This is a genomic window from Clostridium sartagoforme AAU1, assembly GCF_000401215.1.
Lineage (GTDB): Bacteria > Bacillota > Clostridia > Clostridiales > Clostridiaceae > Clostridium > Clostridium sartagoforme.
On sequence record NZ_ASRV01000092.1, the window covers coordinates 51,516 to 72,261 of the forward strand.

The window sequence follows — 20,746 nt, forward strand, 5'->3', positions numbered from 1 at the left end:
CCTCTTTTTAGATTCTTTATCTCTTTATTAGGACATTTTTTATAAACTATTTTGCAAGTTCATATAAACTTAATGCATATATTTTAGCATTTGTAATTATATCCTCTATGCTCATCCACTCATTTGGATTATGCCCTATCCCCTTCTGACCTGGAAAACTTGGTCCAAAGGGAACAATGTTAGGCATTATCTTTGCGTAAGTTCCTCCTGTTGTTGTAACAGGAGTACCATCAAGTCCTGTTACTTCCTCATAACACTTTTGCAATGTTTCTACTAAAAAGCAATCTTTCTTAAATTTAACAGGCTTAAAGTGACTTTCTAATTCGACTTTTAATGTTTTTGCTTTAATATTACATTGATTTATTATTTTGTCAATACTAATACTAGCTGGATAGCTAATTGAAGCTCTAAAGACTGCTAAACCTTCCTCCATCTTTAATTGATAATTTCTCATAACTGTTTCACCAAATTCTTTGTCATTAATATCAATTCCTAAATTCTCGCCATTATTTTTTGCATTTATAAAATATTGGTTTATAAATTCAAAAAACTCCCCTAACTTATCTAATGTTGAAGATACTTTAATTACTGCTCTACCTCTTTCCGCATAAATAACAGGATATTTACAATCTGGTGTAAACCCATATATAGGTGGTAATTCATGCTTTAAATAATACTTTAAGTCTTCAAATCCACTTTCCTCATCACAACCAAATATTATTCTAACTTCCTTGCTTAATTTAATTCCTAACTCTTTTAAGGCATATAGCCCAAATAAGCATGCAAAAATAGGTCCCTTATTATCTAATATTCCTCTTGAGTAGATAAATCCATCTTCTTCGTAAGCACTGAATGGTGGATGTCTCCATCCATCACCAACTGGAACAACATCTAAATGTCCAATTGCACATACATATTCACTACCTTTTCCATAACGAGCATATCCTAAGTAAGAATCCATATTAACACTTTCAAAACCTAATTCCTGTGAAATTTCCAAAGCTTTAAGTAAAGCTTCTTTTATCCCTTTACCAAAAGGGGCTTCTTTTATTGCCTCTGACTCAATGCTATTAATTGAAATTATTTCTTTTATTTTTTCAATCATTAATGGAGAAACTTCTTCAACTTTTTTTATTATTTTATCTCTCATGAAATTATCTCCTATTCCTCAATTGGTGCCATACGCGTTTTCATATAATTATCAAGCCACTCTTGAGTTGCTAATTTATGAACAAACTTGCCATTTATATTTTCAGTTAAATAAATTTCTGTATCCTTACCTTCCACTACTACTGCAAATGAAAATCCTTCAATATTCGTAGCAACTCCCCATTCACCTTTATTATTCATTGCCACTAAAGATAAATCCCCAGCTTCTCCACGTCTTTTCTTTAATTTTTCATTTAGTTTATTTACTGCTAATTCACAAGCCCTTTGAGGATGTACTCCTTCACTCATTAATCTAACAATCTCATAGGAGATACACCCCTTCATTAGGTCTTCACCTAATCCAGTTGCACTAGCACCTCCTACCTCACTATCTACATATAACCCTGATCCAATAATTGGAGAATCCCCAACACGCCCTTTTCTTTTCATAAATAATCCACTTGTTGATGTCCCTGAAACCATTTTACCACTAGCATCTAAACATACCATACCAACTGTATCATGCCCAATGTATGGTTTAAGTTCCTGCTCTTTAACTTCTTTAACACGCTTTCTATAATGTGCTTTAGCACGATCACTCAACATGTTTTTTCTCTCAAATCCTAATTTATGTGCATATTTCTCCGCTCCCTCTCCAACAAGTACACAATTTACCTTTTCATTACTTAATGAACGTGCAATTGAAATTGGATTAGCAAAATCCTTAATTGCTGCAACTGCACCAATATCAAATGTATCTCCATCCATATAAGCTGCATCTAGTTCAACTTCCATTTCTTCATTTGGAAGCCCACCATATCCAACTGATTTATAATATGGAAAATCCTCTACTTCCTTAATTGCCGATTCAATAGCATCTCCTGCACATCCACCTTTTTTTAAAATTTCAGCGCCTTTAGTAATCCCTTCGGCAGCCATTCTCCAAGTAGCAATCATACCCCACATATACATTACCTCCAACTCTTTTTATTTAGCATATATGTAAATAAAGAGGCTGTCACAAGACAGCCCTTTGACTTTTATTTATAACATATCTTACTTTCTAAGTCCTTTGTATCTTCACCTTTAACAATAACCTGTGCAAGCTTACACATATTTCTAAGGGAATCATTTAATCCAAAGCCACCCTTTTTAGGTGTTTTAACAATAGAAATCTTATCTTTATATAATTCTATAGTATCTTCATTTTCTTCACTCATTGCCGCAAATGCCTTTATATCTGTTGATGTATTAATTTCATATGCTACATGAGCACACATTCTTGCATAATCAATATAATTAAATGCAGGCCCACATATAACAACATCTGGTTTTATCTTATCTACCATTGCACATAACTTACGGGTTACCTCATCTGGATTTGCTAAATATGTGCCATTACCACAATATAAGCATGCTATTACATGACCATCTACCTCTTTTAAAAAAGGTGCCATCATAACTGCAGGGCCTATTGGTTCCTTTTTGCCTCCAAGTGGCAACATCTTGTCATCTTTTGTTCCAAGACCAGATTGGATCTGATCAAAAATCATGATAATTTTCATGTTTTCACCTCTTTAGTTTATAAATCGTCAAATGATATATCATCAAATGAGAAATCTTCTTCTTGCTCATTTGCATTAGATTCATCTAAAAGATACTGTTTATCCATCATTTTAATAAATGGTAAATAAACAAATACACCTAATACTAGTAATATTATTTGTAGAACCGCGCCCCTCCAATCAGTTGCTAATAATCCTGAAATAATTGGTGGAGTTGTCCAAGGAATTTGTATTCCGTTACAGTATGGAACTAATCCAATTCTCATAGCAAAATATGATATAACAATATTCATAGTTGGTACTAGCATAAATGGTACTAATATTGTAGGATTTAATACTATTGGTAGTCCAAACACAATTGGTTCATTTATTCCAAAAACACCTGGAATTAAAGCTAATTTTCCTAATTCTTTTACACGTTTTGATTTACAGAAGAATAGCATAGCAATTAATAATGATAATGTAGAACCACATCCCCCAAATGTTGCAAATAAATCTTGGAATTGTTGGGATATTATATTTGGTATAGGTAGTCCATCTTTTAATGCTTGCAAGTTTTCTGCAGCTAATGTTTGAAGTATTGGATTAAATACTGCTCCTACAACTGATCCCCCATTTACTCCAAAGAACCAGAAGAAATGTAAGAATATATAAGCAGTAATCATAGCCCCTAAAGTGTTTCCTAAATTAAGTAATGGAGTTTGTAAAATCACATATATAAAATTAAAGGCATTTTCATATGGTGTTAATGCAAATAACCAATTTATTGCACAAAATGTTATCATAACTACACCTGCTGGAATTAATGCAGCAAATGATTTTGTTACAGTTGGTGGAACACCTGCTGGCATTTTAATTACCCAACCTTTTTTATTTACCCATGAGTATATGTGAACAGCAGCAAATGCACATATGATTCCTATGAATATTCCTTTAGCACCTGTCCATCCCGTTGGAATACCATTAACAAGGAAGGCCTCTCCTGTTTTACTTAATTCAGCTTTGACCGGAACCTTGTATGGCATTAATATAAGCCAACTTACTAAAGCAGTTGCAGCTCCAAAAAGCTTATCAACTTTCATTTTCTCTGAAAATGAATAGGCAATTCCAACAACAGCTAATAATGCCATAACATCAAATGTTGCAGATACTGGTTTTGCTAAGAATCCATCCCATCCCTCACCTAATATATTAGTAAAAAAATCATTCCATCCTGGGATTGGAAAGTTAGCAATTAATAAGAAGAATGAACCAACAATTAGTAATGGAGTTGATATTAAGAAACCATCACGAATTGACATTAAATATTTATTACGTCCTATTTTTTCAGCTAATGGCATTAAAATATTTTCTAATCTTTTTAACATAATTTTTTCCCCCTCTTCCCTTAAATTAATTTACCTAATTACTTTTTCTTTGCTTTTAAAAGCTGAATAGCTACCTTTAAAACTTTATCGCCCTTCATCATTCCATAATCTTCTGGGTCAATTACTTGAATTGGTATTCCTGTATTCCCATATAGCCTAACTATTTCGTCATATCGATACTTAACTTGAGGTCCAAGTAAAATTATATCTGGATGTTTCTCTTCTATAATTTGTCCAATTTTATTATCAGGAAATGCTTGTACCTCGATTGGTAGGTTATGTTCATCAGCTACCTTTTGCATCAAACTAGCTAACATACTTGTGGACATACCTGCACTGCAAAATAAATAAACCTTTTTCATATTTCTCCTCCTTATTATAAATTTAATACCATTCTTATTTTACCAATTTAAACATTTACATAAACTGAACCATCTTTCCTATCTCTTAGGAAATACTTACATCATTTTAGTTTTTCTTCCAAGGCTATAATACGTTTATAATTATCAATCATTTCATTTGCAATAATTTTAAAATTTTCAGCACTCATTAATTGATCTTCAGCATGAACTAATAATAATGAGCATACTACACTTTCTCCTACTGCTTCTTTTTCAATTAATTCAGCATGACCTTTATGACCCTTTGAAAAGTATTCTTGTCCATCTTTAATACATTCCTCAGCCATATCAAACTTTCCATCCTTTGCTTTCGAAATTGCTTCAATATAAGAAGACCTCGCCATTCCTACATTTGAAATAATTTTAAAACAAGCTAACTCAATTTCATTCATAATATTTCTCCCTTCTACTCTTTCGTTGATATTACTTTTGTTTTAGCAATACGATCATGAAACATAGCATTATCCTTATTAAATAAAGCATATATAATTGATATAATTGTAATTAAAGTAAAAATATATATTAAAATCTTTTCAGTATTTGTATTTATTAATAGTCCTAATAAACTATAAAGATATCCTGAAATCGGATAAGTTGCACCCTCTAACAATATAACTCCAATTCCTTCTCTAATAAACATTGTCCTAAAATCTGGATTGCTTCCATCTTGATTTACCACCTTAAGCCCTAAGGCTCTTTTACCAATAGTTTTTCCTGGGTGTTTATAAACTGGTGAATAAATTAAATAGTAAAAACTAATAAGTAAGCATATTGTAAATACCATTAATGCATAGGGGAACTCAAACATATCTAGTGTTATTTTGTTCTCAATTTTTTTTGTAATAATAGAATAAATATATTTTATAGGTATTGCATATAGTAAAACTAAAATTATATGATCTATTAAATAAGCAAATAATCTTTTTGATGGAGAAACTCTAAATTTATTATTGATTTCTAATCTTTTATTTACTCTTGTAGATTTAACTTCTTTATTCATAATTACCCCATTATTCTTTCTAAAAATTCTTCATAATCCTTAACCTCTAGTAACTCAGAGAATGTTAATTCATCGCTAATGGTACTAGCTAACCATTCTAAAAACATAAATAATAATGATTTATCTTCTTCATTAATTGCAAGTAACATAACAAGTTTTACCTCATATCCCCCCATTTTACTGGAACCTTTAAGAGTGCTACTGAAATTGTTGATAAATAACTCTGCGATCTTAAATCATGTGGTGTTGCAAATCCATAGGAAAAAGATGTTGGAGACATTTCTTCTCTTTTCAAGACAGATTCTTTAAAATCTTTAGGAACAATTTTATGTTCTTCTAATTTACTGCACATTTTGTTAATAATATCTTTTTCATCTTTTCCATCAAAATTTGTATAGAAAAATTCTTTTTTTATAATATTAGATATTTTAGAGTTAAATTCAATTTGAAATTTCTTTTTATCTAGTTTCTTTATAGCTTGATATATATTCATTTCATCTTCGCTACTTATAAACATGGATATTTGTATTGTCATTATATCCAAAGAGTGTTGAAGTGAAGATAAAGTTAAAATTAAATCTGGTTGATAAGATATTACTTCACCTTCTTCAAAATAGTTTAATGTTTTTACAATATCTAAACGTTCACCAAAATTATCATCTATCTTTTGTTGACATAAAGATGAGAATGATTGGTTATGTGGTGATATAATTATTACCTTATATTTGCTATTTTTATTCATTCTTTCATTAGCTGCACCTAAATGTAAGGCAATAAAACCAGCTTCATTTTCATTAACACTAAAACCTAAGCTATCTTCAATCATATGACATGCATATATCCCCATTTCAAAAACTAATGGATACTTACGTTTAATGTCTTGTAAAAATACATTATCAATAGAAATTGCATTTTTTGCTCTAGAAACCATTCCTTGAATATGCATTTTTAAACCAACTATCAAATCTATATCATCTATAAAATCAGTTCCAAAAAATTCTCTTATTTCCTCTAATAAATTTATAACTAATTGTTCTATATCTAATTTTTTATTATCTACATTCAATAAATTTGTTGAATAATTCAAACTATTTTTTCCCATTAATAATAATGTCATTAGTTGAATTTCATCTTCTACAAGTTTAATATTTATTTTATCTGATACCCTTTTAAAAAATTCCTTAGAAATTTTATACTCTCTTGATTCATAAAACTCTTTGTCTTTTCTATCTGTTTTTATAAAATTATATTTCATTATTCTCTCAATGCTTATGCCTATATGTATTACAAGCATTGGAAACATAATATCTTTTACAGAAAATTTATACTCATCAAAGACCTCTAAAAGTATGTCTTTAACTAATAACAAATCAAAATTCTTGTAAAGAGAAGCAATTCTGTTAATATTCAAAAAATTTCCTTTTGTTTCAGCTGCTAATAGGTCCCTATACAGCGCCCTTTTACTTCTTTCATCACCATGTAAATAAATATAATTTTTTGAACGAATAAGCCTTAATTTTGGATAGGGTTCTAACATTTTTCGGATACGTTTTAAGTCATTTTCAATTGAATACCCACTTACATAAATTTGAGATTGCAATATTGTTAAGTTGATTTCATTTTTTTCAAATAATAATTGACGAATCATAAAAACGCACCGTTCACTTGGTGTTTGAGGGATTGAATACTTTACTTCAATATTTAACCGGTTCAATAAGCTTTCATCTATATGGTATCCTTGCCTTTGATTTGATTTGATTAAACTACTTTGATAATATTTGTTTATATTATCAATATCAGAACGAATTGTTCTATCTGATACATTTAATAATTTAGATAACTCTTTTCCTGTAATCCACTCCTTTTGCTCACCTAATATTCTTACAATATTTGTTTGCCTATTATTCATCATTGTTCCCCCCATCTAATACTTATTATAAACCAGGAAAATAAATATAAAAGCAAAGAAATTTCCTATCTATTAGGAAACCTCTTTGCTTTTGTATTAAATATTTTAATTTAGTTAGGAAAATTTCCTAACTAAATTAAAATATATTTTCATAATTACATAATAGCACTTTATTTTCAGCCAAAAGATTCTTTAGCTTCTCTGATGTAAGAATACTAAGTTCCTCTAACCTTTTTATATTATAAGAACTACTTTCCATTAAAAAGCTATCTGCATAAGCTGGGTGAGTCATAACATCTACTATATCATATTGTTTTTCTATAATCTTTTTAAATGTTTCTACAGAAGTATTTTCACCATAGAATATCCCTTCAAAAGGTACTACTTTATCATGATTTAATTTATAATTTAAACCACCTCTTATTGGTAAGTTATATTTACTTATAATTTTTTCAATAACTGGTTTTAAAAACTCTAAAGTATGAACATGATGATGAGAGTCTAAGTGGGTAATCTTCACTCCAGCATTTGTTACTTTTTCAATTTGTGCACAAAACTCATTATAAACCTCATCTAAATCTATTTTATTTAAATCCTTACATTCTAATAGATTTTTATAAAATTCTCCCTTTTCATTTACTATTGTTTTATGTGTTTTTAATATTGGTTTATATGCACTTAAAGTAAGATGAACTCCACAACCTAGTCCTGGATTTTCCCTAATAAGTTCTAGTGCATGATTAAATCCAGGCATTCCTGCCATTAAAGTAGCACTTGTTGCAATTCCATTTTTATAAGCTTCAATTATTCCATAATTCACAGCTTTACTATATCCAAAGTCATCACAATTTACAATTAATCTCATAATATTCCCCCCATTTATTTCAATAATAGTAATTTAGTAATTAACTTTATTATATTATAACTGAACTATTAAGTCTTCTATTAATGGTTAATTTAACTACTATATTAATACTTATTATAAATTAGAAAAATAATTATAGAAATAAAGAAATTTCCTAACATATAGGAAATTTCTTTATTTTTCTAGCTAAATATATTCCTTAACATGATACCATCATTACTACCCTTGTTAACCGTGACTTTTTCTCCACCAAGTTCTAAATATTTTTCATATTATTTATATTTTATTCATATTTACAAATAATTTAACTTAATATAGAATTTTAGTATTAAAATAAAAAAGATCTTGAAAACTTATTATTTTCAAGATCTCTTTGGTACGGCGGAGAGGATTCGAACCCCCGACCAACTGGTTCGTAGCCAGCTACTCTATCCAACTGAGCTACCACCGCATATTGTTTTTTAACAATATTTATATTATCATACCTATTTAAATAAATCAAGCAACTAATTGTTGTATATATCCGAAAACTCTATTTCTAACATTTGTATTTTTCCACTATTATCTCTCATACAAAAATCTCTTTCCAAACTATCTTGTTCATCTCCAATTTCTATAGGTAATGTTATTATGAATTCGCTACCATTTCCTAATTGACTTTTTAATTCTATTTCTCCATTCATAGATCTTACTAAATAATTTACTAAATCTAATCCTATTCCACTGCCATAACCGTCTTTTTTGTCCTTCTTAGAGACTTGATAAAATCTATTAAATATTTTCTCTTGATATTCTTGTGATATTCCTGGCCCCTCATCCTTTATAGAAATCCTTATTTTATCTTCTATAACAAGCATATTTATATACACATTTGTGTTACTATATGAAAATTTAATAGCATTTGATATTAAATTCATTATAATTCTATCTATAGCTTCTGGGTCAACTGACATTATACATTCCTCTTCATTAGTATCAAATATAAGTTGAATATCCTTTTGCTTTGCATACTTATCTATACAACTTATAGTTCCCTCAACCATAGATATAATATCTATATTCCTTTTATTTAAAACATAATAATTATTTTCTAACTTTGTTGTATCTATTAAATTATTTATTAGCTTTAACATCTTTAAGCTATTTCTTTTTACCATATTCATATATTCTAATACTTTTTTATCATTAATACATAGACTTCCATAATCTATACATTGCATTATACTTAATATTACATTTAAATGCCCTCTAAGGTCATGAGAAATATTAAGCAAAAAATTTTCCTGCCTACCACTTTTTCCATTTAATTGTGCTATGATACTTATTAATTCTTCTTTTGTAAAATTAAAGTCCCCTTCTAATATAATTTCACTTATATCTCGTTTATTATCTAATAATCCATTTCCCATAAATTCGTTATTAGCCACCATAATAACTCCCTTCATAACAGCTCTAGATTCTTTCCCTTAAAGACCATATAATAAGTTTACCATATACATTTTTTTCCAACAACATTTTTTTACTTTTTATAGTAAAGTATCTTTTCTTATATAAACATATTTTAAATAATAATTATAAAATATGTTTATATCGTTCCCTCTCTTCTAATTCTATTCATCCAAAGTATTAAATAAACTCCAGCTATTAAAATACTTAAAGAACCTAATGGATAAAATATTCTAATTATTATTGGTAAAGTCATCGAATATATACATAGCTTAAGTACATCTATGTACTTTAAATTTATATTATTAATTTTACTTAATAATAATCCTACCAGTGATAGTATTAATGAATTAAATATATAACTTACATATGTCCCTATAATACTTGCTATAAAAATTATATATTTAAATATCCACATATAATCTAATGATTTTATTAAGCTTTCATTATTTATATTATCTACTAATAACGACATATCACTATATTTATATTCTGCTTTCTGCCCGCCCGTATTAGTATAAATTCCATCTTTCAAAATAACCATTGCCATATCTTTGTGTACAATAATATTTCTTATTGTATCTACATCTTCTAATCCTATATTAGTATCAACTAGAATCATAAACTTTCCTGATTCACTTTTTATAGGAGAGTTTTCAAAATCTAATATACCATCATGTAATTCAAATTCATATTTTTCATTTTCCATTGTCGTTTTAACTAATTTTTGAAATTTACTTATATTAGAAAAGTTAATACATCCTAGTATAGATCCAGCAATTAAACTCAATATTATCGAGTATATTATTGCATGAGAAAATCTCAATATTATCAAGTCATTATATTTTTTAATATTGTATAAACTAATTTTAAATTTATTTATAAAATTTATATTATTTTCTTTCATAATTGCCTCCAATTATTAGTAATTTAACACTTAATAACTATTTTATCATATTTAGTTATTTTTATAAATAGGCGTTATTTTTTATTGAAATTAAATTTTTAAGATTAATTTTTATAATTTTTGTTAATGATTATAGTATATCTTATAAGGAGGTTACTAAATGTATAGTGCTAAATCCAAACCCCAAAATAAAATTTCTATTTTTATGATTCTTTCAATTATCACTTTATTTATTTTATTAGGATTTGGAACCAATATTTACTTAAATTCTAAATATGAAGAAATAACTAATAGTTTTTATAATTCATTTAATAATTGTGAATTTTTAGAAGCCAAATCTAAATTAAATAATAATAAAATTTTACTAATAAAGAAAAATCAATTAAACTCTGATTTAAATGATTACTTTACAGATATTGTAGATAAATTATGTACTTCTTTATCTAAAAATGAAATTAGTACTAATCAAGCATTAACTGTTTTATCTGAAATTAAAGACTATAATATCCTTAGTTCATCATTAGATAAGCTAATTTTAGCTCTCGATGGTAATGAACCTGAAGCCATAAATTCAAATAATAATGTAGATACTACTATCTCTTCAAATGATGCTTCTAATAATATAAATAAAGATAATTATTTAAACTTAGGTATTTCAGCTTTTAATTCAAAGGACTATCCGGCAGCTATGAAGTACTTTAGTCTTATTCCTAAGTCATTAGAAAATGATTATCAAATTGCCCAAGAATACATATCTGATTGCAAAGCAATTTATAGAGATTACTTAATTGAAAATGCTGATGAATTGACCGCTAATAAATATTATACAAAAGCTATTAACCTTTTATCAGAATACGATTCAAGCCTATTAAGTAAAAGTCAGATAACAGAAATAGAAAATAAAATTAAATCCATTAAACAATTTAGAGAAGAATATCAAGGAGATGATTCAGAATATACTTCTAATGCAATTCTTCAATCTATAACACTTAATAATGTAAATACTTTATCCATTAGTAGTAAAACTAATTATTTTGTTTACTTAAATTTAGAAGAGCAAAAAACTTATGTTTATAAAGGATCAACTAATAATTGGGATTTAGTTAAAGAATTTTCTTGTTCTACAGGACTTCCTGGTAAAGAAACTCCTAAAGGAATATTTGCAGTTACTAATAGGGGTGAATGGTTCTTCTCAGATGAGTTTGGTCAAGGGGGTAAGTATTGGGTTCAATTTATGGGTGATTACTTATTTCACTCTCTTCCTTTTGATGAAACCCAATCAGTTATTTTAGATGATACCCTTGGTACTCCATCTTCTCATGGATGTATAAGATTAAATGTGGAAGATGCTAAATGGTTGTACGATAATGTTGCAAATGATACTAAGATAATAATTAATTAATCTATCTAAACATTTTAAAATAAGTCATATAAAAAGAGAGCTATTCTCACTTTATATGACTTTTATTATTTACAATATTATTATAAATTATATAATTAATTTATAATAATATTATTGATTTTAAAGGCAGGATAACAATGAATATATATATTCCAAATGAAGTTAAATTTATTATAGATACTTTTTATAATAATGGTTTTGAAGCATTCATGGTTGGTGGCTGTGTTAGAGATTCTATTTTAAATAGTTCGCCCAAAGACTATGATATTACTACATCTGCAAAGCCAGAGGATACACTATCTATTTTTGAAAAAACTATTCCTACAGGTATAAACCATGGTACAGTTACTGTGCTTATTAATAATAATTCATATGAAGTTACAACTTATAGAACTGATGGAAATTATTTAGATAATAGACGTCCATCATGCGTCAATTTTGTTACTGATATAAAAGAAGACTTATCTAGAAGAGATTTTACTATAAACGCACTAGCTTATAATAAATCATTTGGGCTTATAGATTATTTTAATGGAATTAATGACATTAGTAAAAAACTTATACGTTGTGTTGGTGATGCAGATAAAAGATTTAAAGAAGATGCCTTAAGAATGCTTCGTGCAATTAGATTTAGTTGTCAATTAAATTTTAAAATTGAAGAAGCAACTTTAAATGCTATTATTAAAAATTCTAAATTAATTAATAATATAAGTAGAGAAAGAATTAGAGATGAGCTTTGTAAGATACTAACTTCTAATAATGCATCTGAAGGTATAAATACGCTTCAAAAAAGCGGGCTTTTAGCTGAAATACTACCTGAAATAAATTCATTAGTTAATTTTAGCCCTCTAAGCATAAATCATAATAGAAATATTTTTGATCATACTCTTAATGTAATTAGCAAAACAAATAATAATCTTATTTTAAGACTTTCAGCTCTTTTACATGATGTAGGAAAATTAAATACCTTAACTCTTCAAGATGATGGTATCTATAGATTTCCAAATCATAATGTTGAAGGCGCTAAAATTTCTAAGGAAATACTAAGAAATTTAAGATTTGATAATTATACTATAAATTCAGTTTCTAAACTTATAGAACACCATCTTGTATTAAAAGTAAATTATATACCAACAAGATATGAAATAAAAAAATTGCTGCTTGAAGTAGGTGAAGATATTATATATCTTTTATTTGATCTTCAAAGTGCTGATATACGCTCCTTAGATAATCCTAAGCCCTTTTTGAAAAAAGTTGATTATATAAAAGATACTGTTTCAGATATACTAAAAAAAAGAGAGCCACTATATATAAGAAATTTAGATATAAATGGTGAAATCTTATTAGAGGAACTTAATTTATCCTCTGGAAAAATAGTTGGCGAAATTTTAAAATATCTATTAGAAAAAGTTTTAGAAAATCCATCACTAAATAAAAAAGAAACTCTAATATTACTATCTAATAATTTTATTAATAAATAAAATTCCCTATAATATAGAAGTTAAAATCTATATTATAGGGTTTCACTTTATAATCTTTTAAACATCTATTTTTATTTCCTTATTTAATCCAAATAAATATAAGTAACTTTCCTTTACTTCTTTTCCTGTTATCTTTTCCACAGCATCTTTATAGTACTTAATTTGTATTCTATACTTATCTAAAATTTCACTTTCTTTACCATACTCAACATAATCAGTCTTATAATCCAATAAAACAATTTTATCATCTTCTTCAAATATACAGTCTATTATACCTTGCAGCCTAACTTTCTCATTTCCATATACATCCTTCGATAAAGTATTATCTATATTTAAACTACTAATTTCAGTATAAAAAGGAAGCTCTCTTTTAACTAACTTGCCTTCATTAAATACTTTTAACATTCTTTTTCCTAAATTACTCTTAAAAAAGCTTATAAAACTAATTCTTTGTATAGCTTTTATTTCTTCTTCAGTAAGTAAATTTTTATCTTTCATAGAATATATTTGAGTATCTATTTCTTCTTTTGTATTAACTTTATTTAAATCTAATTTTTGCATTATAAAGTGTGCTATTGTACCTCTTTCTGATGCTGATAAGCCTCTTTTCTCTTGTAAAAACTTTGGTTTTAAAAATTCTTTATCACTAAAAATATTTACTGTAATGATATCATCATCTTCATTGTTATAAAGAGACCTTTTTAAATCAGATACAGAAACATTACTTGGTAATTTTCCTGATAACTCATATTTATATTTGTAGTTTAATCTTCTTTCAATTTCCTTATCTATATAATCTACATCTGAATTGATAAATAAATCTATTTCTTCATTTTCATCCACAGCTACTTCATTTTTTTCCACAGATAATAAATTTTTAGTCCACATCTTAGTCTTCCATGTTGAAAAGTCATTTATTATTGAACAACTATTTGCTCCAATATATTTTCTGAGCTCTTCTCCGTCTCTATGCTTACATATAGCCATTCCAATCCAATCTAAATAACTCTTTCCTTTTAATACTTCTGATGCTGGAACGATATCCTCATCTAAAGCAGCTGATGAAACCCATCTTGATATTGATTTTTCTAAGTTTTTAGTTGCTCCTGTAATAATTAATTTTTCCTTAGCTCTTGTAAATGCAACATATAGTATTCTCATTTCTTCTGAAAGAGTCTCAAGTAATATTTTCTTCTTTATTGCTTCCTTAGCTAAGGTACTATATGAATTTCTTCTTTCTAAATCAACATAATCTGGTCCAAATCCAAGATCATCATGATATAGAATAGATTTATTTAAATCCATTAAGTTAAATTGCTTACCGAAACCACAAGTAAATACTACTGGAAACTCTAACCCCTTACTTTTATGAATACTCATTATTCTAACAACATCTTCATTTTCACCAAGTATTTTTGCACTTCCCATATCCCCTGATGAATTTCTAAGCTTATTTATAAAGTTAATAAAATTAAATAATCCCTTAAAGCTAGTTTGCTCAAATTGCTTCGCCCTTTGGAATAATATTTTTAAATTTGCTTGTCTTAGCTTACCATTTGGCATAGCACCAACGTAACCATAATAAGCCGTATCCATATAAAGATACCAAATAAACTCATCTATCGGAGTATATATAGACTTATTTCTCCACTTTCCTAAGTTATTTATAAAGACTTTGCATTTATTTTTAAGTTCTTCATTTACTTCATATATATTATCAGAGACACCTTTTATTATTTCATAGAAATATTTTTCTTTATCTAATAATCTAATATCTCCAAGTTCTTCTGCGCTGAAGCTTACTAAAGGAGACCTTAATACAGAAATCATAGGAACATCTTGCATTGGATTGTCTATAACTTTTAGTAATGACATCATTGTTCTTATTTCTATAGTTTCAAAATATCCTGTTCCTGTATCTGCATAAACAGGTATTCCTTCTGATCCAATTTCCTCTAAGAATATTTCCGACCAATTTCTAGTTGCTCTAAGTAATATAACTATATCTTTATATTTTAATGGCCTATATTCTCCGGTTTCTTTATCTAAAACCTTAAATAGCTTTCCTGTATTAAGCTCTGGATTTAGTAATTCTCTTATCCTTCTAGCAACTATCCTTGCCTCTAGTCCTATTGAATCAATATCTTCTTCCTCTTCTACTAAATTATCCCCCTCATATTCTTCTTCTATCTCATTGGTATATTCCCCTGACTTATCAAGAATATGAAGTTCTATTGGTCCTGCAATAATTGTATTATCGTCATTATTTTCTTTGTAACTAGCTCCAAGATTAAGAGCTTCATCATCATTATATTCAAGTTCACCTACAGTCTTAGACATTACTTCTTTAAATATATAATTTACTCCACTAATTACTTCTTCTCTACTTCTAAAATTCTTATATAATTGTATTTTTCTATTTACTTCACTATCTTCTAGTGAATATTTATTATATTTATCTAAAAACAACTCAGGTTTTGCCTGCCTAAATCTATATATGCTTTGCTTGACATCTCCCACCATAAAAACATTTGGATTCTCTAATGTTTTTCTAGAAACTAAATCTATTATTGCTTCCTGAACATTATTAGAATCTTGATATTCATCAACTAGTACTTCATCAAAGTATTCTCTAAATCCATTTGCAACACTAGATGGATTTATATTGTTGTCTTCATCGCTTTTTATTAATATCTTTAAGCATAAATGCTCTAAATCATTAAAATCTAGAATATTTCTTTCTCTCTTCTTTTCCTTAAATCTATTTATAAACTCTAAGGTTAACCTACTTATCATTTTCATATAAGGATATGAATTTTTTATTCCATTTAAAGCATCTTCTATTGTCATTGAAAAACTATCTTCAATTAGTTTTGATGTCTTCTTTTTGATGCTATCCCTTATACTTTTAACTCTTTCTAAATTTTCTTCATCAGAAACCTTATCTTTTTTCACAGATTTTAATCTAGAAAAACTTATACTATTAATAGATGTATAAAGTTCTCTTATTCCTAAGTTTAATGATTCTTCAACCTTCTTAAACATATCTAAGTCATCTAAGAAAGTTGCTTCATATGGTTCTAAACCTTCAGTGTCTCTTATTATATCTATAGCCTTTTCTAATATTTTAATATATCCAGTTACTTCTATACTTATAGTTTCCTTTAATATACCTATCCATATAGTTTTATTTAATTCTTCTATAGTTTCTATATTAAATCGTTCTGCATTGTTAACTAACCACTTTTCTGGCCAAGGTCCACTCATTGAAAATCTATATAAATCAAGTATTATATCTTTTAATCTTTGATCATCTCTTGACCCACTATATGCTTCTATTAGATTTCTAAACTCTATATTTTCGCTTTCATAATAATCTTCAAACATATCATTTATAACTTCTAACTTTAATAATGTATTTTCTGTTTCATCAGCGATTCTAAATGTAGGATCTAAATCTATAACATGATAATAGTTTTTTATGACATCCAAGCAAAATGAATGCATTGTTGTTATATTCGCTCTACTTAGGAGAGTTAATTGTCTTTGAAGCACTTTTGAATTTGGATTCACTTCTAATGCCTTTGATATTGCAGCTGCTATTCTTTCTCTCATTTCTGCTGCTGCTGCAGATGTGAATGTAACAACTAACAATCTATCTATATCAACTGGATTGTTTTCATTAGTTATTATTCTTATAATTCTTTCTACTAAAACTGCTGTCTTTCCTGAACCAGCTGCTGCAGCTACAAGTAAGTTACATCCCCTAGTAGTTATTGCCTTAAGCTGATCTTCAGTCCATTTTGTATCGCTCATAATTAGTTGTTACCTCCCTTCTCTACCTCATTTTTTATTAGTTTCCAAGCTTCATCATTACTTTTCTTTAATACCACCTTATATTTATTATTTTCTATTGCTGTATCAAATTGGCATACTGATGAATAGTCACAATAACTACAATATGCTGTACTATTATTTTTGCAAGGTTCTATTTTTATTTCACCGCTTAACATTTCCTCACATATCTCCGACATCTTATCATTAACATATTTTCTTAATATAGCAAATTGTTCTTCAGTTATTACAGAGCTACTTGATGTAAAATTACCATCTTTCTTTATTGCAGCTGGTATTATTAATGAATATGACTCCATGTCATTATCCATAGCCTTAACAACATTTATATCCTTAAGAAGTAATCCACTCATCTTTAATTCCTTTAATATATTATCTTTTATTTCTTCTTCAGTAAGTTGCTTTTTAGATTTTATTATTGGATCATCAATTCTAAAATATAATATAGCCCCTGGCATTGCCTGCTTGTGTAATATATACTTTGAATTTTTTATAAGGGCATCTAAGTAAACCAATAGCTGTATTTGAAGACCATAATAAACTTCTGTTAAGTTAAATTTTTTAGCTCCTGATTTATAGTCGACTATTTTTATATAAGTATTACCATCTAAATCTAAAGTATCAATTCTATCTACTCTTCCAACTAGATATACCGTTTCATTTGATGGTAAATCTATTTTTATTGGTTCTCCATCACTGAATCCTCCAAAAGCAAACTCATTTTTAAAAACTTCAAACTTTCCTTTTCTCATTTGCTCTGATATAACCATAACAGATTTAGTTATAGTTCTCTTAAATCTATCTGCAAAGTATTTATACTTCTTTGTACTATTTAATATTGAGTTTGAATCACCTTCTAACCTTTTATCAACTAATTCGTTCACTATTAACTTACATCTTTCTTTATTTAAATCAGACCATGCAATTTTTTCATTTCTAATTGTATTTGTAAAATCATCTAATACATTATGCATAAATGATCCTAAATCTGGAGCAGAAAATTCATATACTTTTCTATCTTTTGCCTTTAGCCCATACTGAATATAGTAAGAAAAAGGACATTGAGCATATTTTTCTATTCTAGAAACATTAAATATAAGTTTTTTGTTTTCTGATTGATATAACCTCTTTATTTTCTCTCTAGGAATTTTCTCAACTAAATTAGTGTATGTTAATCCCTTAAACATTGTATTTGATTTATTTTTAAATTCTTCATTACTCTCAAACCATTTGAAAGCCTGTGCCCAATATTCATCTACATTCTCTTTTTCAAATTCCATTCTAAGTGCTGAAATAAGTTCATTAAATGTAGGAGTAGGGGCAGTTATTTTGTTAAACTTATCTCTTCTGTCCCTTATATTATAAATTTCACTTTCTTCTACTACATTTGGCAATATTTTTTTTAGCCTTGGAATTATTATAGACGGTCTTAATGATTTACCTTCAAAATCTGCCATAGGGAATGTTATCATTAAATATTCTGAAGGTATAGTTAACGCTGTGTAAACTATAAATTGTTCTTCAAAAGCTCTGCTCTTTGTATCTGAAGCTAATCTTATTCCTATATTTCTTAGAATGTCTCTCTCTCTATCACTTATAATTCCCTCTTCTTTATTTGCAGCTGGTATTACACCATCATTTACTCCTATTAAATATAAAGCTTTTACTTCCCTACCTTTAACTCTTGATATATCACCTATATTTACTTGATCTAAAGACATAGGAATTACTCCTATCTCCTTTTCTTCAAAGCCTGATATAAGTATTTTAGTAAATTCCTTTATATCTAATACTTCATCCCCTAAAACCTCTACAACTTGATCTAGAATTTCTATTACCATTTCAGGAACTTGTATATATTCCTTTATCTTATCCTGAAGGCCAAGTGAATTAAACTCTTCTAACCATCTTTCTAAAGTTTTAAATACATTTAGTTCATTTAAAAACTCATATAAATCTGTTGCAAAATCCTTTACCTTATGCTTTCCCTTTAACTTATTATGTAAATTCATTAAAGGATACCTTATTTCTTCCATAATTTCTATAATTACATTTTCTTCTTCTGAAATATTATCTTTATCATAAAGATCTTTAGTCCATTTATACCCCTTTATTCCATTAGCTAGTATATAATTTTCTAATATATCAATATAATCCCTTTCAACATTTACTAATCCACTTTTTAGATATTTAAATACACTTTCATAAGACCAATTACTTGCTAATATCTCAAGCGATGAAATGATAACTACTACTAATGGGTTATTAAGTATTTCTCTTTTTTTATCTATGAAAAATGGTATATTGTATTCATTAAAAATAACTGTAGATATTTTTTCATACTCATCTATATTTCTACAAACAACAGCTATATCTTTAAATCTATAACCATTATCTCTAACCATTCTTAAGATATCCTTCGCCACAACTTCAATTTCATCATAGCTATTATTTGCCTTATATATTCTTACATTATTATCTTTTCCCTTATACTCTTTAAATGGATAGGTAAAAAAGTGTCTCTCTAAATGTTGTAAGTCTTCACTATTTAAAAACCTATGTGAATATCCTTTATTTAAATTAATTGGCTCTAAGTATGATAAATTTTCCTCTTTCATAATTCTTAATATAGAGTTTTCAGTATTTTTATAGCATCAAATATATCTGTATAATCTACATCAGCGCCTCCACTTAAAGAATCACTACATAAAGTTATGTTTACAACCTTAGCCTTCTTTGCAAGCACTTTTATAACCTCTAATTGTTGAGGTGTAAATGTAGTAAATTCATCTATCCAGATTTCTGCATCATCATAAGTATTACAACCTTTTAATCTCTTTGCTAAAAAGGTTAATTCATCATCTGAATCAATAAAATTTTTATGAAGAATATTATTAAAATTATTATATATTAATTTTAAATCATTCATTTTTTTCTTAAGTTCTTCATCATTTATTTCTTCTTCTTTTGAACTTAATATTTCCGTGGAAATATTATATTTTTTAAATTCTGTTATTATTTTTGATATTATTGATGAAAATCCTTGTTGTTTAGCCATTCTATTAAAGTATTGTAATTCATCAACCTTATCCTTTAATAACTTATAAATAAGCATGTTTCTTCCTGCGTCACTTATTCTAAGCTCTGTTCGTCCACCACATTCTTCTGATACTCTATGAGCCATTCTCTTAAAGCTTAATACTTCTCCTCTTAATAAGCCTTTTTCTGTTACTATATCAAGGAATTTTTTTTCTGTATCAAAAGTATACTGCTCCGGTACTATTAGAATTAATTTGTTTTGACTATCATAATTCTCTATTTTCTTTTTTATTTGCTCAAGGCAAAATCTACTTTTTCCTGTACCTGCCCTTCCAAATATAAATCTTATTCCCATAACCA

General features: G+C 27.6%; 15 protein-coding genes, 1 tRNA gene and 1 pseudogene. 2 read left to right on the forward strand and 15 right to left on the reverse strand.

What is annotated here, in order from left to right; translation table 11 throughout:
* Positions 1-46 precede the first annotated feature (46 nt).
* The 13 genes from A500_RS07560 to A500_RS07615 form a co-directional block, all read right to left on the reverse strand.
* Positions 47-1,150 (reverse strand): Sapep family Mn(2+)-dependent dipeptidase, encoded by a 1,104-nt coding sequence (locus tag A500_RS07560; protein ID WP_016206996.1) that lies wholly within the window; start codon positions 1,148-1,150, stop codon positions 47-49.
* Between the two features lie 11 nt (positions 1,151-1,161).
* The gene (locus tag A500_RS07565) at positions 1,162-2,115 is read right to left on the reverse strand and encodes a glycosylasparaginase (RefSeq protein ID WP_016206997.1); all 954 of its coding nucleotides are present in this window, start codon (positions 2,113-2,115) and stop codon (positions 1,162-1,164) included.
* A gap of 74 nt (positions 2,116-2,189) precedes the next feature.
* Positions 2,190-2,714, reverse strand: a complete 525-nt coding sequence (locus A500_RS07570; protein ID WP_016206998.1) for a GrdB-related putative oxidoreductase — start codon at positions 2,712-2,714, stop codon at positions 2,190-2,192.
* Between the two features lie 17 nt (positions 2,715-2,731).
* A complete protein-coding gene (celB, locus tag A500_RS07575) occupies positions 2,732-4,081 on the reverse strand; it encodes a PTS cellobiose transporter subunit IIC (RefSeq protein ID WP_016206999.1) in 1,350 nt (449 codons plus the stop codon).
* A gap of 38 nt (positions 4,082-4,119) precedes the next feature.
* On the reverse strand, positions 4,120-4,443 hold the full coding sequence (locus A500_RS07580; protein WP_016207000.1) for a PTS sugar transporter subunit IIB: 324 nt from the start codon (positions 4,441-4,443) through the stop codon (positions 4,120-4,122).
* A gap of 101 nt (positions 4,444-4,544) precedes the next feature.
* A complete protein-coding gene (locus A500_RS07585; RefSeq protein ID WP_016207001.1) occupies positions 4,545-4,874 on the reverse strand; it encodes a PTS sugar transporter subunit IIA in 330 nt (109 codons plus the stop codon).
* Between the two features lie 14 nt (positions 4,875-4,888).
* Positions 4,889-5,482 (reverse strand): RDD family protein, encoded by a 594-nt coding sequence (locus tag A500_RS07590; protein ID WP_016207002.1) that lies wholly within the window; start codon positions 5,480-5,482, stop codon positions 4,889-4,891.
* Between the two features lie 2 nt (positions 5,483-5,484).
* Positions 5,485-5,658: a PTS sugar transporter subunit IIA gene (locus A500_RS21165; protein ID WP_242835072.1), complete on the reverse strand. Its 174-nt coding sequence runs from the start codon at positions 5,656-5,658 to the stop codon at positions 5,485-5,487.
* Positions 5,640-7,394, reverse strand: coding sequence for a BglG family transcription antiterminator (locus A500_RS07595; RefSeq protein ID WP_242835073.1), 1,755 nt, complete (start codon positions 7,392-7,394; stop codon positions 5,640-5,642). Before A500_RS07595 ends, A500_RS21165 begins: the two co-directional genes overlap by 19 nt.
* Positions 7,395-7,527: 133 nt before the next feature.
* On the reverse strand, positions 7,528-8,256 hold the full coding sequence (gene chbG, locus A500_RS07600) for a chitin disaccharide deacetylase (protein ID WP_016207004.1): 729 nt from the start codon (positions 8,254-8,256) through the stop codon (positions 7,528-7,530).
* Between the two features lie 374 nt (positions 8,257-8,630).
* Positions 8,631-8,707: transfer RNA gene (locus A500_RS07605), tRNA-Arg, on the reverse strand.
* A 55-nt stretch (positions 8,708-8,762) separates the two neighbouring features.
* Positions 8,763-9,701 carry a sensor histidine kinase gene (locus tag A500_RS07610; RefSeq protein WP_040436638.1) on the reverse strand — a complete coding sequence of 313 codons (939 nt, stop codon included), beginning with the start codon at positions 9,699-9,701 and terminating at the stop codon, positions 8,763-8,765.
* A gap of 140 nt (positions 9,702-9,841) precedes the next feature.
* Positions 9,842-10,609 (reverse strand): DUF1189 family protein, encoded by a 768-nt coding sequence (locus A500_RS07615; protein ID WP_016207006.1) that lies wholly within the window; start codon positions 10,607-10,609, stop codon positions 9,842-9,844.
* Positions 10,610-10,769: 160 nt separating this feature from the next.
* Between A500_RS07615 and A500_RS07620 the strand changes: the two genes are divergently transcribed.
* Positions 10,770-12,011 (forward strand): L,D-transpeptidase, encoded by a 1,242-nt coding sequence (locus tag A500_RS07620; RefSeq protein ID WP_016207007.1) that lies wholly within the window; start codon positions 10,770-10,772, stop codon positions 12,009-12,011.
* Between the two features lie 137 nt (positions 12,012-12,148).
* Complete coding sequence (locus A500_RS07625) at positions 12,149-13,492, forward strand: CCA tRNA nucleotidyltransferase (RefSeq protein ID WP_016207008.1); 1,344 nt, start codon at positions 12,149-12,151, stop codon at positions 13,490-13,492.
* A gap of 57 nt (positions 13,493-13,549) precedes the next feature.
* On the opposite strand, the gene addA is transcribed toward A500_RS07625, so the two are convergent.
* Both addA and addB read right to left on the reverse strand, forming a co-directional pair.
* A complete protein-coding gene (gene addA / locus A500_RS07630) occupies positions 13,550-17,308 on the reverse strand; it encodes a helicase-exonuclease AddAB subunit AddA (protein ID WP_016207009.1) in 3,759 nt (1,252 codons plus the stop codon).
* 2 nt (positions 17,309-17,310) lie between these two features.
* A pseudogene (addB, locus tag A500_RS07635) lies at positions 17,311-20,741 on the reverse strand (helicase-exonuclease AddAB subunit AddB).
* Positions 20,742-20,746 lie beyond the last annotated feature (5 nt).

What these genes read in the sequence shown, in the direction of transcription:
- A500_RS07590 (WP_016207002.1), bottom strand. Translation starts at nt 5,482, where the DNA reads ATGAATAAAGAAGTTAAATCTACAAGAGTAAATAAAAGATTAGAAATC.
- A500_RS07565 (WP_016206997.1), bottom strand. Translation starts at nt 2,115, where the DNA reads ATGTGGGGTATGATTGCTACTTGGAGAATGGCTGCCGAAGGGATTACT.
- A500_RS07615 (WP_016207006.1), bottom strand. Translation starts at nt 10,609, where the DNA reads ATGAAAGAAAATAATATAAATTTTATAAATAAATTTAAAATTAGTTTA.
- A500_RS07570 (WP_016206998.1), bottom strand. Translation starts at nt 2,714, where the DNA reads ATGAAAATTATCATGATTTTTGATCAGATCCAATCTGGTCTTGGAACA.
- A500_RS07625 (WP_016207008.1), top strand. Translation starts at nt 12,149, where the DNA reads ATGAATATATATATTCCAAATGAAGTTAAATTTATTATAGATACTTTT.
- A500_RS07595 (WP_242835073.1), bottom strand. Translation starts at nt 7,394, where the DNA reads ATGATGAATAATAGGCAAACAAATATTGTAAGAATATTAGGTGAGCAA.
- chbG (WP_016207004.1), bottom strand. Translation starts at nt 8,256, where the DNA reads ATGAGATTAATTGTAAATTGTGATGACTTTGGATATAGTAAAGCTGTG.
- addA (WP_016207009.1), bottom strand. Translation starts at nt 17,308, where the DNA reads ATGAGCGATACAAAATGGACTGAAGATCAGCTTAAGGCAATAACTACT.
- A500_RS21165 (WP_242835072.1), bottom strand. Translation starts at nt 5,658, where the DNA reads ATGGGGGGATATGAGGTAAAACTTGTTATGTTACTTGCAATTAATGAA.
- A500_RS07585 (WP_016207001.1), bottom strand. Translation starts at nt 4,874, where the DNA reads ATGAATGAAATTGAGTTAGCTTGTTTTAAAATTATTTCAAATGTAGGA.
- A500_RS07560 (WP_016206996.1), bottom strand. Translation starts at nt 1,150, where the DNA reads ATGAGAGATAAAATAATAAAAAAAGTTGAAGAAGTTTCTCCATTAATG.
- A500_RS07580 (WP_016207000.1), bottom strand. Translation starts at nt 4,443, where the DNA reads ATGAAAAAGGTTTATTTATTTTGCAGTGCAGGTATGTCCACAAGTATG.
- celB (WP_016206999.1), bottom strand. Translation starts at nt 4,081, where the DNA reads ATGTTAAAAAGATTAGAAAATATTTTAATGCCATTAGCTGAAAAAATA.
- A500_RS07610 (WP_040436638.1), bottom strand. Translation starts at nt 9,701, where the DNA reads ATGAAGGGAGTTATTATGGTGGCTAATAACGAATTTATGGGAAATGGA.
- A500_RS07620 (WP_016207007.1), top strand. Translation starts at nt 10,770, where the DNA reads ATGTATAGTGCTAAATCCAAACCCCAAAATAAAATTTCTATTTTTATG.